This is a genomic window from Deltaproteobacteria bacterium (genome assembly GCA_028818775.1).
Taxonomy (GTDB): domain Bacteria; phylum Desulfobacterota; class Binatia; order UBA9968; family JAJDTQ01; genus JAJDTQ01.
Map to the genome: position 1 here is coordinate 59,533 of JAPPNE010000084.1, position 13,941 is coordinate 73,473.

Annotated in this window: 13 protein-coding genes; 1 reads left to right on the top strand and 12 read right to left on the bottom strand. The window is 66.7% G+C overall.

All coding sequences use genetic code 11. From position 1 onward, the window contains the following. Position 1: 1 nt before the first annotated feature. The 12 genes from carA to icd form a co-directional block, all read right to left on the bottom strand. Entirely contained in the window at positions 2 to 1,114 is a 1,113-nt protein-coding gene (gene carA / locus OXU42_10065; GenBank protein ID MDE0029730.1) for a glutamine-hydrolyzing carbamoyl-phosphate synthase small subunit, read from the bottom strand. A 25-nt stretch (positions 1,115 to 1,139) separates the two neighbouring features. Next, the gene (gene lepB, locus OXU42_10070; GenBank protein MDE0029731.1) at positions 1,140 to 1,787 is read right to left on the bottom strand and encodes a signal peptidase I; all 648 of its coding nucleotides are present in this window, start codon (positions 1,785 to 1,787) and stop codon (positions 1,140 to 1,142) included. Between the two features lie 113 nt (positions 1,788 to 1,900). Beyond that, positions 1,901 to 3,694, bottom strand: a complete 1,794-nt coding sequence (gene lepA / locus OXU42_10075) for a translation elongation factor 4 (protein MDE0029732.1) — start codon at positions 3,692 to 3,694, stop codon at positions 1,901 to 1,903. Then, a complete protein-coding gene (locus OXU42_10080) occupies positions 3,687 to 4,991 on the bottom strand; it encodes a UDP-glucose/GDP-mannose dehydrogenase family protein (protein ID MDE0029733.1) in 1,305 nt (434 codons plus the stop codon). The genes lepA and OXU42_10080 overlap by 8 nt, the downstream gene beginning before the upstream one ends. Positions 4,992 to 5,010: 19 nt before the next feature. Beyond that, positions 5,011 to 5,913, bottom strand: coding sequence for a PfkB family carbohydrate kinase (locus OXU42_10085; protein ID MDE0029734.1), 903 nt, complete (start codon positions 5,911 to 5,913; stop codon positions 5,011 to 5,013). A 19-nt stretch (positions 5,914 to 5,932) separates the two neighbouring features. Further along, on the bottom strand, positions 5,933 to 6,796 hold the full coding sequence (gene mtnP, locus OXU42_10090) for an S-methyl-5'-thioadenosine phosphorylase (GenBank protein ID MDE0029735.1): 864 nt from the start codon (positions 6,794 to 6,796) through the stop codon (positions 5,933 to 5,935). 65 nt (positions 6,797 to 6,861) lie between these two features. Next, positions 6,862 to 8,025 (bottom strand): 23S rRNA (adenine(2503)-C(2))-methyltransferase RlmN, encoded by a 1,164-nt coding sequence (gene rlmN, locus OXU42_10095; GenBank protein MDE0029736.1) that lies wholly within the window; start codon positions 8,023 to 8,025, stop codon positions 6,862 to 6,864. Positions 8,026 to 8,147: 122 nt separating this feature from the next. Then, complete coding sequence (ndk, locus tag OXU42_10100) at positions 8,148 to 8,573, bottom strand: nucleoside-diphosphate kinase (protein MDE0029737.1); 426 nt, start codon at positions 8,571 to 8,573, stop codon at positions 8,148 to 8,150. Positions 8,574 to 8,578: 5 nt separating this feature from the next. Further along, positions 8,579 to 9,448, bottom strand: coding sequence for a succinate--CoA ligase subunit alpha (gene sucD / locus OXU42_10105; GenBank protein MDE0029738.1), 870 nt, complete (start codon positions 9,446 to 9,448; stop codon positions 8,579 to 8,581). Beyond that, the gene (gene sucC, locus OXU42_10110; protein MDE0029739.1) at positions 9,445 to 10,620 is read right to left on the bottom strand and encodes an ADP-forming succinate--CoA ligase subunit beta; all 1,176 of its coding nucleotides are present in this window, start codon (positions 10,618 to 10,620) and stop codon (positions 9,445 to 9,447) included. The genes sucD and sucC overlap by 4 nt, the downstream gene beginning before the upstream one ends. Before the next feature lie 64 nt (positions 10,621 to 10,684). Continuing rightward, positions 10,685 to 11,629, bottom strand: coding sequence for a malate dehydrogenase (gene mdh, locus OXU42_10115; GenBank protein ID MDE0029740.1), 945 nt, complete (start codon positions 11,627 to 11,629; stop codon positions 10,685 to 10,687). A gap of 30 nt (positions 11,630 to 11,659) precedes the next feature. Then, positions 11,660 to 12,922 carry an NADP-dependent isocitrate dehydrogenase gene (gene icd / locus OXU42_10120; GenBank protein MDE0029741.1) on the bottom strand — a complete coding sequence of 421 codons (1,263 nt, stop codon included), beginning with the start codon at positions 12,920 to 12,922 and terminating at the stop codon, positions 11,660 to 11,662. Between the two features lie 305 nt (positions 12,923 to 13,227). Between icd and ccmA the strand changes: the two genes are divergently transcribed. Beyond that, entirely contained in the window at positions 13,228 to 13,938 is a 711-nt protein-coding gene (ccmA, locus tag OXU42_10125) for a heme ABC exporter ATP-binding protein CcmA (GenBank protein ID MDE0029742.1), read from the top strand. The last annotated feature ends 3 nt before the right edge of the window (positions 13,939 to 13,941 follow it).

The window sequence follows — 13,941 nt, forward strand, 5'->3', positions numbered from 1 at the left end:
CTCAGGCTCCGGCCATGAGGCCGCGGAAGCGTTCGAACAGGTAGTCCGCGTCGTGAGGCCCGGGCGACGCCTCGGGATGGTACTGGACCGAGAAGATCGGGTGCTCGCGGTGCCGCAGCCCCTCGACGGTGCGGTCGTTGAGATTCACGTGGGTCACTTCCACCGCGTCCTCGAGGGAGTCGGCGTCCACCGCGAAGCCGTGGTTCTGCGTCGTGATCTCCACCTTTCCGGTGGTGAGGTCCATGACCGGCTGGTTGCCGCCGTGATGGCCGAACTTGAGCTTGAAGGTGCGCCCGCCCAGGGCCAGGCCGAGGATCTGGTGGCCCAGGCAGATGCCGAAGATGGGCCGGCGGCCGACGAGCTTGCGCACGTTCTCCGCGGCATACGCCACCGCCGCCGGGTCCCCGGGACCGTTGGAGAGAAAAATACCGTGGGGCTCCAGCGCCAGCACCTCCTCGGCGGAGGTCCATGCGGGCACCACCGTGACCGCGCAACCGGCCTCCACCAAGCCTCGCAGGATGTTGAACTTGATGCCGTAATCGTACGCCACCACGTGGAATTCCGGCGCGCCGGCGCGGGCGAAGCCGCTGCCCATGCGCCAGCCTCCCTGGTCCCACGTGTAGGGTTCGCGGCAGCTCACGTTCTTCACGAGGTCCCGGCCCTCAAGCCCTCCGAGTCGTTGTGCTTTCTCGGTCAACGCCGCTTGGTCCCGGCTCGCCGTGGAGATGATTCCCTCCTGGGCGCCGCGCTCGCGGATGTGGGTGACCAAGGCGCGCGTGTCCACCCCTTCGATACCGACGATGCCGTGCTCCCGCATGTACTCGTGCAACGCCTGGGTGGCGCGCCAGTTGCTGGGCACCGGGCAGTATTCCTTGACGATGAATCCCTTGACGAACGGCCGGCGCGATTCGTCGTCCTCCGGGTTGACGCCGACGTTGCCGATCTGGGGATAGGTCATGGTGACGAGCTGGCCCTCGTAGGAAGGATCGGTGAGGATCTCCTGGTATCCCGTCATGCTGGTGTTGAAGACGACCTCCCCGGCGGCCTCCCCTTCACTGCCGAAGGAGCGGCCGGTGAACGAGGTCCCGTCGGCCAGGGTGAGAGTGGCTTTCATGTTGCGAACAAAACCGGGTGAAATGTCAGTAGATGAGCATGCCGATGCGCCACCAGCGCAACCGCTCCCCCCAGCCCTTCTCGTCATCCGAGTCCCAGGACCAGTACTTGACGAAGGCCCGGCCGCGCACGTCGTCGATGGGCACGAAGCCCCAGAAGCGGCTGTCGAAGCTTCGGTCCCGGTTGTCGCCCATGACGAACACGTGGCCTTCCGGCACCTTGACGGGACCGAGGTTGTCACGCAGATGACCCGCGCCCAGGGTCATGCCCTGGTCCTCGAAGTGGGCGTGCGGATCCTTCACCGGCTCCCCGTTGATGAAGACCTTCTTGTCCCGGATCAGGACCTCGTCGCCGGGCACCCCCACCACCCGCTTGATGAAGTCCTTGCAGCGGTCCTGCGGGTAGATGAAGACGACCACGTCGCCGCGTTCCGGCGCGTCCCAGTTGACGGCGTGGGAACCTCGTGCCATATCGACGCACCCGGCAAAAGGCAGCCAGTTCAAGTCCGGAAGCCGGATGCCGTAGGACAGCTTGTTGACCAGGATATGGTCGCCGATGACCAGCGTGGGGATCATGGAACCCGAAGGGATCTTGAACGCCTGCACCACGAACGCGCGCAGGAACAGCGCCGCGATCAGGGCGATGACGATGGCTTCCGTGTACTCTCGGAACACGGATTTCCGACGCTTTGAGAATCTGGCCACTCGGGGGTCCTTGATGTCTTTCCGGTTTGGGATGGGTCTAGCGAACCGCTCCTGAATTTAACAGCTTAACCCGCAACTTTGAATCAAACCTTGAGGGCGGCGAGGAACGCCTCCTGCGGGATCTCCACCCGCCCCACCGACTTCATGCGCTTCTTGCCTTCCTTCTGCCGTTCCAGGAGCTTGCGCTTGCGCGTGATGTCGCCGCCGTAGCACTTGGCGGTGACGTTCTTGCGCAGCGCCTTCACCGACTCCCGTGCGATGACGCGGCTGCCGATAGCCGCCTGGATCACCACCTCGAAGAGCTGGCGCGGGATCAGCTCGCGCATGCGCTGGACCATGTCGCGACCGCGCACGTAGGCCTTGTCGCGGTGCACGATCAGCGACATGGCGTCCACGAGGTCGCCGTTGATGCGCACGTCCAGCTTCACCAGCTTGGACGCCCGCATGCCGGCCATCTCGTAGTCCATGGAGGCGTAGCCCCGGCTCAGGGACTTGAGGCGGTCGTAGAAGTCATACACGATCTCGTTCAGCGGCAGCTCGTAGGTGACCATGGCGCGGTTGAGGCCCGCGTAGCGCAACTCCTGCTGGACGCCGCGCTTTTCCTCGCACAGCTTCAGGACCGCTCCGAGGTAGTTCTGCGGCAGATGGATGGTGGCCCGGATGAAGGGCTCCTCGATGGTCTCGATGTCGGCCTCGTTGGGAAAGGCCACCGGGTTGTCGATGGCCAGCACCTCCCCGCCGTGCGTGGTCACCTGGTAGACCACCGTGGGGGCGGTGGTGATGAGGGAGAGGTCGAACTCCCGCTCCACCCGTTCGTGTACGATGTCGAGATGCAACAGGCCGAGGAAGCCGCAGCGAAAGCCGAATCCCAGGGCTTGGGAGGTCTCCGGCTCGTAGGTGAAGGAAGAATCGTTCAGACTGAGCTTCTCCAAGGCGGTCCTTAGGGCCTGGTACTGTCCGGAGTCGGTGGGGTAGAGCCCGCTGAACACCATGGGCTTGAGCGGCCGGAAACCCTCCAGGGGTTCGCCGGCGGAGCCCTTGTGGCTGGTGACGGTGTCGCCGATGCGCGCCTCGCGGATGTTCTTGATGGAGGCCATGAGGAAGCCCACCTCGCCTGGGCCGAGACTCTCCACCTCCACCGGACCCGGCGCGAAGACCCCCAGGCGGTTCACCTCGAAAACGCCGCCCGTGGACATGAGGCGGATGGAATCGCCGGTGCTCACCCTCCCGTCAAACACGCGCAGCAGGATCACCGCGCCGTGGTACGGATCGAACCAACTGTCGAAGATCAGGCCGCGCAACGGCGCCTGCTCCACGCCTTGGGGGGGCGGGAAATTGGCGACGATGCCTTCCAGCACCTCCTCCGTACCCAAACCTTGCTTGGCGCTGGCAAGAATCGCCTGCGAGCTGTCCAGCCCGATGATGTCCTCGATCTCGCCCTTGACCCGCTCCGGGTCCGCGCTCGGCAGGTCGATCTTGTTGATGACCGGGAAGACCTGGAGGTCGTGGTCCAGCGCCAGGTAGACGTTGGCCACGGTCTGGGCCTCGACTCCCTGGGCGGCATCCACCACCAGGATGGCTCCCTCGCAGGCCGCCAGGCTCCGGGAAACCTCGTAGGTGAAGTCCACGTGGCCGGGGGTGTCGATGAGGTTGAGGACGTAGTCCTCGCCGCTCCGGGAGCGGTACTCGAGGCGCACCGGGCTCGCCTTGATGGTGATGCCGCGCTCGCGCTCCAGCTCCATCTTGTCGAGGAACTGGTCGGTCTTCTCGCGCTCGCTCAAGGCGCCGGTGTGCTCCAGCAGCCGATCCGCGAGCGTGGACTTGCCGTGGTCGATGTGGGCGATGATGCAGAAGTTGCGTATGCGGCTGCTATCCACGGCCCCGTCCTATGGAGTAGTAGGTGAAGCCGTGCCGCCGCATCACGGCGGGGTCGTAGAGGTTGCGCCCGTCGAACAGCACGGGTTGGCGCAGCAGCGTCTTCAGGCGCGGGAAGTCGGGACTGCGGAACTCGTTCCATTCCGTCAGCACGAGCACGGCGTCGGCGCCGGCGGCCGCCTCGTAGTTGTTCTCACCGTAGGCGATGCGGTCGCCGTAGCGCTTGCGCGCCTCGGGCATGGCCTCGGGATCGAAGGCGCGCACGCCCGCGCCCGCGTCCAGCAGTCCGTCGATGACGCGGATGGAGGGAGCTTCGCGCATGTCGTCGGTGCGCGCCTTGAAGGCCAGACCCCACACCGCCAGCGTGCGATCCGCCAACGTGCCGTCGAAGTGCTCTGTCACCTTGTCCAGCAGGAGGCCCTTCTGGGTCTCGTTGACCAGGTCCACCGCCCGCAGGAGCGGCATCTCAAGCTCCTCGCCGCCCATGGCGATCATCGCGCGGATGTCCTTGGGCAGGCAGGAGCCGCCGAAGCCGATGCCGGGATAGATGAAGTGCGGGCCGATGCGGTGGTCGAGTCCGACGATGCGCCGCACCTGCTCGATGTCCGCGCCCTCCTTCTCGCACAGGCGCGCGGTCTCGTTGATGAAGGAGATCTTGGTGGCGAGGATGGCGTTGGCGGCGTACTTGCTCATCTCGGCGCTGCGCGAGTCCGTGCGGATGATGGGCTTGCCGGTGCGCACGAAGGGCTCGTAGAGCCGGCTGAGCAACTCCAAGGAGGCGGCGTCCTCGCCGCCCAGCACCACCCGGTCGGGCTTCATGAAGTCTTCCACCGCGGCGCCTTCCTTGAGGAACTCCGGGTTCGACACCACCGCCGCGGGATGTCCCGTGCGCGCTTCGATGATCTCCCGCACGCGTGCCGCCGTGCCCACGGGAACCGTGCTCTTGGTCACCACGATCTTGGCGCCGTTCATGGCCTCGGCGATGCTCTCGGCCACCGCGAACACCTGGCTCAGGTCCGCGCCCCCAGCGGACACCTGAGGGGTGCCCACCGCGATGAAGATGGTTTCCGCGCGCCGGACGGCCTCGGCCAGATCGGTGGAAAAGGAGAGACGGCCCTCCCGCGTGTTGCGTTGGATCAACTCCTCCAGCCCCAGCTCGTAAAACGGCACCCGCCCCTGCTTGAGCTGCGCGATCTTGGCCTCGTCGATGTCCACGCAGACCACGTCGTTCCCGGTCTCGGCGAAGCAGCTTCCCGTGACCAGTCCGACGTAGCCCGTACCGATCATTGCGATGTTCATGCGATCCCGATCGGCATCTCTAGTGAAAGCGGGTCAAGTCCACGAAACGCCGGAAACGCTCGTCGATCTCCGTGCGGTCCAGGGCGATCAGCCGCCGGGGACCGAAATCCTCCACCGTGAAGGAGGCGGTGACGTTGCCGTACACGATGGCCCGGCGCAACGCGTCCTCGCCCCCGGCGTCGGCCGCGGCCAGGCACCCCATGAAGCCGCCGGCGAAGGAATCGCCCGCGCCGGTGGGGTCCAGCACCTCTTCCAGCGGATAGGCCGGCACCACGAAGGTCGCCGCGTCGGAGAACTGGAACACGCCGTACTCGCCGCGCTTGATGAGCACCGCCCGCGGCCCCATCTTGAGAATGGCGCGGGCGGCGCGCACGATGTTGTGCTGCCCGCTGAGCATGCGCGCCTCGGAGTCGTTGATCACCACGGTCTCGACCCGCTCCAGGACCTTGCGCAGCTCCTCCGGCGTCTCGTGGATCCAGTGGTCCATGGTGTCCAGGGCCACCAGCCGGGGCTGCTTCAACCGGGACAGCACCTCCAACTGCGCCGACGGGTGCATGTTGCCAAGAAAGGCGTACTCCGTGTCCTCGTAACCCGCGGGGAGCCGCGGGACGAATTCCTCCAGCACGTTGAGTTGGACCTCCAGGGTGTCGCGCACGTTGAGGTCCTCGTGGTAGCGCCCGTGCCAGTAGAAGGTCTTGCCCGGAGCGCGCTGCAACCCCTCCAGGTCCACCCCGCTGCGCGACAGCGCGGTCAGGTGCTCGTCCGGGAAGTCCTCGCCCACCACGCCGACGATCCGCGCCGGCGCGAAAAAGGCGGCGGCCAGGGCGAAATAGGCCGCGGAGCCCCCCAGGACCCGGTCGGCACGGCCGTGCGGGGTTTCGATGGAATCGAAGGCCATGGAGCCCACCACCAGAACGTTCATGGTCGTCATCCTCGGATGTTCAGAGATACTTGTCCACCAACGGCCCCAGCCTCTTCCGGGCTTCGTCCGGGATCACCGAGCGGTCCGTGACGATGGCCATGGCCAGGGCCGTGGCGCACGGGCAGGCGCGCTCGGGCGACAGACGCTCCGCCGTGCCCCGGACGATACGCTTCGCCACGTCCGCGTTGCGCTGCAGCACCGCGATGACCTCCTCGATATCCACGTCGCCGGCGGCCTCGTTCCAGCAGTCGTAGTCCGTCGACATGGCCATGGTCGCGAAGCAGATCTCCGCTTCCCGCGCCAGCTTGGCTTCCTGCAGATTGGTCATGCCGATGACATCCGCGCCCCAGCTCCGGTGAAGCGCCGACTCCGCCCGGGTGGAGAACTGCGGCCCTTCCATGCACACATAAGTGCCGCGTCCGTGCACCCGGATGTCCTCGCCGGCCGCCGCGTCCGCCACCGTGCCGCGCAGTTCGTTGCAGAACGGGTCCGCGAACTGCACATGGGCCACGATGCCGTCACCGAAGAACGTGCTCGGGCGCCGGTAGGTGCGGTCGATGAACTGGTCCGGCAGCACCATGTGGCCCGGCTCGATCTCCTCCTTGAGGCTGCCCACCGCGCTTACGGAGAGGATGCGCGTCACTCCCAGCTTCTTCATGCCGAAGATGTTGGCGCGGTTGTTGACCTCGGTGGGCAGGAGCCGGTGCCCCTTGCCGTGACGCGGCAGAAAGACCAGGTCCACCCCGCCCAGGGAGCCGGTGACGAAGGAAGCGGAGGGCGCGCCAAACGGGGTCTCCAACTCCACCTCGCGCACCCCGCTCAGTCCCTCCATCTCGTAGAGGCCGGTGCCGCCGATGACGCCCATCTTGGTCTCGTGTTCCATTTCCTCGTCCCGCCTTCTGGGTGTCCCGTGTCACGCCGGGCCGCTTGGGCACCCGCGATCTGCCGTCAGGTCAACCCGGCCGCGGCGTCTGAACGCCCGGCCCTGCTCTCCGCGGCATGGTACAACTGCCCGCAGGCCGCCTGGATGTCCTCACCTCGGGGACGGCGCACGTGAGTCTGTATACCCTGGACCCTCAGCGTCTCCCCGAAACGCTCGATGACGTCCTCCGGCGGCCGGTCGAAACCGCTCCCCTCGTGGGGGTTGAAGGGTATCAGGTTCACCTTGCAGCGGATCCCGCGAAGCCGTTTCGCGAGCTCCGCCGCGTCCGCCGCCAGGTCGTTCACACCGCGCAGGAGCAGGTACTCGAACGTGATGCGCTTGCGCCGAGGCACCGGCAGGGAGCGGCAGCACTCCAACAATTGCGCCACCGGGTACTTCCGGTTGACCGGCATCAGTTCCGAGCGCACATCATCGCGTACGGAATGGAGCGAGATGGCCAGATTCACCCGGGTTTCCTCCATGAGCCGGCGCATTTGCGGCAGCAACCCCACCGTGGAGACCGTGATCTTGCGTGGCGAAATGGCCATGCCGCCGGCGGCATCCGTGATGGTTGCCAGTGCGCCGCGCGTGGCATCGTAGTTGGCCAGGGGCTCGCCCATGCCCATGAACACCAGGTTGGAGATTCGCCGGTCCTCCGGGCACTCGCGCTGCACTTCGAGGATCTGGTCCACGATTTCCGCCTGAGTGAGGTTGCGCTTGAGTCCCATGCGCGCGGTGGCGCAGAACGCGCACGCCAGACCGCATCCCGCCTGCGTCGACACGCACAGCGTCACCCGGTCCTCCTCCGGAATGTACACCGTCTCCACGACGTTGCCGTCGCGCAAGCGCAACAGATATTTGACGGTGCCGTCCTCGGAACGGCTCCGTTGCTGCACCGCCAGGCTGCCGATGACGAACGACCGCGCCAGCGCCTGGCGCAGCTCCCTTGGCACGTCGGTCATGCTCTCGAACGCGGTGGCGTGCTTCTGAAACAGCCAGCGCCGTATCTGGCCGGCGCGATAGGCCGGAAGCCCGCGGGCGTCCAGCCAAGCGCTCAACTCGGCATGGCCGAGGCCTTCGATGGGCGGCCGGGGCTCGTTTGACCCCTCCTCACCCCTGGATTCCCGCCCCCGATCGGGGTCGAGGGCAAGCTTCCGCGGGAATGACGATTCGAGGGGTCCGTGCCTCATAAGCCTTGACTCAGCCTTGAAAGTTTACCCGCGACCCCGTTCGAGGGCGGGAATGGCGGTTCGGGCGGCGGTGCGACTATTCGAATCAATGACGTGCTTGGCGCCTTGAATTGCGCGATGCCTCAGGCGGTGGAGGACTGGATCTCGTCGGCGGCGAAGAAGAATGCGATCTCCGCGGCGGCGGTCTCGGGTGCGTCGGAGCCGTGCACCGCGTTGGCCTCCACGTTGGTGCCCCAGTCTTTCCGGATGGTTCCCGGCGCGGCCTTGGCCGGGTCGGTGGCGCCCATGATCTCGCGGTTCCGGGCGATGGCTCCGTCCCCTTCCAGGACCGACACGAAGATGGGCCCGGTGGACATGTAATCGGTGAGGCTGTTGAAGAACGGGCGCTCCCGGTGCACGGCGTAGAAGGACTCCGCCCGCTGCTTGTCCAGGCGGGTCAGCTTCGCCGCCACCACCTTGAGCCCGGCGCCCTCGAAGCGGCTCAGGATGTCTCCGATGTGGCCGCCCTCCACGGCTTCCGGCTTGACGATCGACAGTGTTCGCTCCATACGGGTTATCCCAACCTCTCCTTCATGGTCCGGCCGATGTCCGCCGGGGTGGGCGCCATGCTGACGCCCGCGGCGCGCAACGCCTCGACCTTCTCCGCGGCGGTGCCCTTGCCGCCTGAAATGATGGCGCCGGCATGGCCCATGCGCTTTCCCGGTGGGGCCGTCTGGCCCACGATGAAGCCCACCACGGGCTTTTTCATGTGCGCCCGGATCCATTCCGCGGCGTCCTGCTCGGCGCTGCCGCCGATCTCGCCGATGAGCACCACCGCCTCGGTCTCGTCGTCCTCGTTGAACAGGGCGAGCACGTCCACGAAGTTGAGTCCCCGGATGGGGTCGCCGCCGATGCCGACGCAGGTGGACTGTCCCATGCCCAGGCGCGTGAGCTGGTCCACCGCCTCGTAGGTCAGGGTGCCGCTACGGGAAATGACGCCGATGCGGCCGCGCTTGTGGATGTGGCCGGGCATGATGCCGATCTTGCACTCGCCCGGCGTGATGACTCCGGGGCAGTTGGGTCCCACGAGCACCGTGCCGCGGTCGGCGAGGTAGCGCTTGACGCGCATCATGTCCTGGACCGGAACGCCCTCGGTGATGCAGATGACCAGCGGCACGCCGGCGGCCGAGGATTCCATCATGGCGTCCGCCGCAAAGGGCGGAGGCACGTAGATGACGCTGGCGTTGGCGCCGGTCTCCCGCACCGCCTCCTCCACGCTGTCGAAGACGGGAATGTCCTCGAAGTCGGTGCCGCCCTTGCCGGGGGTGACGCCGGCCACCATCCGGGTACCGTACTCCTTGCACGTGCGGGTGTGGAACTGGCCGGTGGCGCCGGTGATGCCCTGGGTGAGCACCCGTGTCTCGGCGTTGACGAGGATGCTCATGCGCCCCCCTCCTCCGCCCGCACCGCCTCGACGATCTTCTGAGCGGCGTCCGCGATGGTGTCCGCCGGAATGATGCTCAGGTCGGACTTGGACAGCAGCTCCCGGCCCTGCTCCACGTTGGTGCCCTGGAGGCGCACCACCAGGGGCACGCTGACGCCGATCTCCCGGGCGGCGTCGATGACTCCCGCAGCGATGACGTCGCAGCGCATGATGCCGCCGAAGATGTTCACCAGCACGCCGCGCACCTTGTCGTCGGAGAGCAGCAGGCGGAACGCCTGTCCCACCATCTCCTTGCTGGCGCCGCCGCCCACGTCGAGGAAGTTGGCCGGCATGCCGCCGTACTGCTGGATGATGTCCATGGTGCCCATGGCCAGACCGGCGCCGTTCACCATGCAGCCGATGTTGCCGTCCAGCGCCACGTACGAGATGCCCAGGTCCGAGGCCTTGACCTCCTTGGGGTCTTCCTCGGTGATGTCGCGCAGTTCCGCCACGTCGGCCTGGCGGAAAAGCGCGTTGCCGTCGAAGTTCATCTTGGCGTCGAGGACCAGCAGCCGTCCGTCGTCCAGTTGTGCCAGCGGGTTGATTTCCAGTTGCATGCAGTCGGACTTCAGAAAGGCGTCGTACAGGCTCCTGACAAGCGCTCCGAAGGCCGACACTTCCTTGCCGGTCAACCCCAACCCGGCGGCCACGCGACGGATCTGGAACGGCTGCACGCCCACCAGCGGGTCCACCACCTCGATGATGATGGCGTCGGGCGTCTCCTTGGCCACCTCCTCGATCTCCATGCCGCCTTCGCGGCACGCGATGATGGCGGGGCCGCCGGCGGCGGCGTCGAGCACGATGCTGCAATAGAGCTCACGGGCGATGCGAGAGGCCTCTTCCACCCACACGCGCCGGACGATGCGCCCCTCGGGGCCGGTCTGGTGTGTCACCAGCGGCTTGCCCAGAAGGCCTTCGGCGAATGCCGCCGCCTCGGCCTCGTTGTGGACCACCTTGACGCCACCGGCCTTGCCCCGGCCGCCGGCGTGGATCTGCGCCTTCACGACGCAGGGGAAGCCGATCTCCCGAGCCGTCGCCCGCGCCTCCTTGGCGGTGGCCGCCACCCGACCCTGGGGCACGGGCACGCCGAACCGCGCAAGCCACTGTTTCGCCTGGTATTCGTGGATGTTCATGCGGAGAGTTGGGATGGATGACGGACGGGTTCGAGTTCGCCCGGCATCCGTCCGGTATGAAACCTTAGGCCTGTGCCAGCACCCGGTCCATGGCGCCCACGATCTCCTGCACGTGGGACAGGGACTCGTCGAACTGGGCCTTCTCGCCGGACGAGAGGCCGATCTCGATGACCTGCTCCACGCCGCCGGCGCCGATCAACACCGGCACGCAGAAGTAGTAGCCCTGGACGCCGTACTCGCCTTCGAGCAGGGCGGCGCACGGCAGCACTTCCTTCTTGTCGAGCAGGTAGGCCTCGGCCATGCGCACCGCGGCCGACGCCGGTGCGTAGAACGCCGAGCCGGTCTTCAGGAGCGCGACGATCTCGCCTCCGGCCATGCGCACGCGCTGCTCGATCTCGTCCAGCCGCTCGGATGCGATGAGCCGTTCCACGGGCACGCCGCCCACCTGGCAGGCGCTCCGCACCGGCACCATGTCGTCGCCGTGGCCGCCCAGCACCATGGCGGAAACACTGTCCACCGAGCGGTTCAGTTCCTGGGCGAGAAAGGTGCGGTAGCGCGAGGAATCCAGGATTCCCGACTGCCCCACCACTTGGTTCTTGGGGAAGCCGGTGACCCGCTGGCACAGGGTCACCATGGCGTCCAGCGGGTTGGTGATGACGATGACGAAGGCGTCGGGAGCGTACTTCTTGATGTTCTCCGACACCGACGACATGATCTTGGCGTTGGTGCCCAGGAGGTCGTCCCGGCTCATGCCCGGCTTGCGCGCGATGCCGGCGGTGATGATGCACACGTCGGCGCCGACGATGTCCTCGTAGCTGGTGGTACCGACGATGTCGGCGTCAAAACCCTCCACGGGCGCGGACTGAAGCAGGTCCAGCGCCTTGCCCTGGGGCAGCCCGTCGATGACGTCGAAGAGCACCACGTCGCCCAGCTTCTTCATGGCGCACAGGTGCGCCATGGTGCCGCCGATGTTGCCGCCCCCGATGAGTGCGATCTTGCGTCTCGAAATGCTCATGGTCCGGTAGCGTTTCTCCCTGCGTTACATGTTCGCGACGATGGCGTCGCCGAACTCCGAGCACTTGAGCAGCTTGGCGCCGGTCATGAGGCGCTCGAAATCGTAGGTGACCGTCTTCTGGGCGATGGTTTCCTCGAGGCCCTGGATCACCAGGTCCGCGGCCTCGTCCCAGCCCAGGTGTCGCAGCATCATCTCGCCGGAGAGGATCACCGAACCCGGGTTGACCTTGTCCTGGCCGGCGTACTTGGGCGCTGTGCCGTGGGTGGCCTCGAACAGGGCGTGGCCGCTGTCGTAGTTGATGTTGCCGCCCGGGGCGATGCCGATGCCGCCCACCTGGGCCGCCAGCGCGTCGGAGATCAGGTCGCCGGTGAGGTTCATGGTGGGGATCACGTCGAACTCGTCGGGACGCGTGAGGATCTGCTGCAGGAAGGCGTCGGTGATGGCGTCCTTGATGAGGATCTGGCCTTCCGCGGGCTTGCCGCCGCACTCTTCCCACGACACCACCTTGTCGCCGAACTCGCGCTTGGCGAGGGCGTAGCCCCAGCGCATGAAGGCGCCCTCGGTGTACTTCTGGATATTGCCCTTGTGCACCAGCGTGACGTTGCGCCGGTTGTGCTCCACGGCGTAGCGGATGGCCGCGCGGATCAGCCGCTCCGAGCCCTCGATGGAGATGGGCTTGATGCCGATGCTGGCGGTAACCGGGAAGCGGATGCTCTTCACCCCCATCTCGTCGCGCAGGAACTTGACCATCTTCTCGGCCTCGGCCGTGCCCGTCTCCCACTCGATGCCGGCGTAGATGTCCTCGGTGTTCTCGCGGAAGATCACCATGTCCACCAGGTGAGGCCGCACCACCGGCGACGGCACGCCCTTGAAGTAGCGCACGGGCCGGAGGCAGACGTAGAGGTCGAGGACTTGGCGCAGGGTCACGTTGAGGCTCCGGAAACCCTCGCCCACCGGCGTGGTCAGCGGACCCTTGATGGCCACCAGGTACTCGCGGATGACGTCCACGGTCTCCTGCGGCAGCAGGCTCGGCGGGCAGTCGTCGCCGTAGACGGCCTCGGCCTTCTCACCGGCGTAGACCTCCATCCAGGAGATCTCCTTCTTGCCGCCGTAGGCCTTGGCCACGGCGCCGTCCAGCACCCGTACCGCCGCCGCCCAGATGTCCACCCCGATGCCGTCACCCTCGATGAACGGGATGACGGGATTGTCGGGAACCTGCAGCTTGCCGTCCGAAAGCGTAACCTTTTCGCCCTGTTCCGGCACCTTCACGTGTAGATAGTCTGCCATGGCTCTCCTCTGGTCGATTTATTCCTGACGTTGGATTCCGGTCTCGGAGGCCTGAATCCGGGCGGTGGCCTTGGATTCCGCGGTGCCACCCATCCGGGTCAGGTCATGGAGGGGTTGTGCGCGGGACCGGGTCCCAGCGCACCGACTTGGTAGTCATTAACGAATCTCCGGCGGTGAGTCAAGCAGGACGGGCGAGACATGCGATTTCGGCCTCGACCCGCTATATTCAGGAAGTCATCGGCGCGATTCGCCCCAGCCAGGGTCGGAGGGGCGGCCCTGAGCTGATCACGGAGACTGTATTGAGCGTGCGCATGGACAGCGTGTCGAAGGTTTACGGGTTTCTCTGGGCGCTCCGCGACGTGCGTCTGGAGATCGGCGCCGGGGAATGGGTCGGCCTCTTGGGCGCCAACGGCGCCGGCAAGACGACGCTGCTCAGACTCCTCGCCGCGCTCGCCTACCCCACCGCCGGCGCCGTGGAACTGTTCGGGCAAAACCTCCCCTACGGGAACTCCCCGTTGCGCCGCTCCATCGGGTTCATGGCCTCCGGTGCGCACCTCTACGACAGCCTCACCGTGAGCGAGAACCTCCGCTTCTTCGTCTCGCTTTACCGCAACGACGTCGGCGCCGACGAGAGGACCACGGTCCTGGACGAGGTGGGCCTGCACGCGAAGCGGGACGAGTACGTCTCGGCCCTGTCCCTGGGCATGCGCTGCCGGCTCGCCATCGCCAAGTGGCGCTTGGTGCGGCCACGGCTGCTGCTGGTGGACGAACCCTACGGCTCGCTGGACCCGTCCGGGGTGGACGTGCTCAACCGCTTCCTCGAATCCACCTGCGCGGCGGGCGGCATCGTCGTGCTTGCGACCCACGACGTGCCCCGGCTTCTCGAACGCTGCACCCGGGCGGTGATGCTCGACCAGGGACGGATCGTCTTCGACGAATCCCGGCGGGACCCCTGGGACAGCTTCCACCGCGCCTTCGACGCGCTTCAGTCGCAGGACTCCGGCGGCCCCCGTTGACCG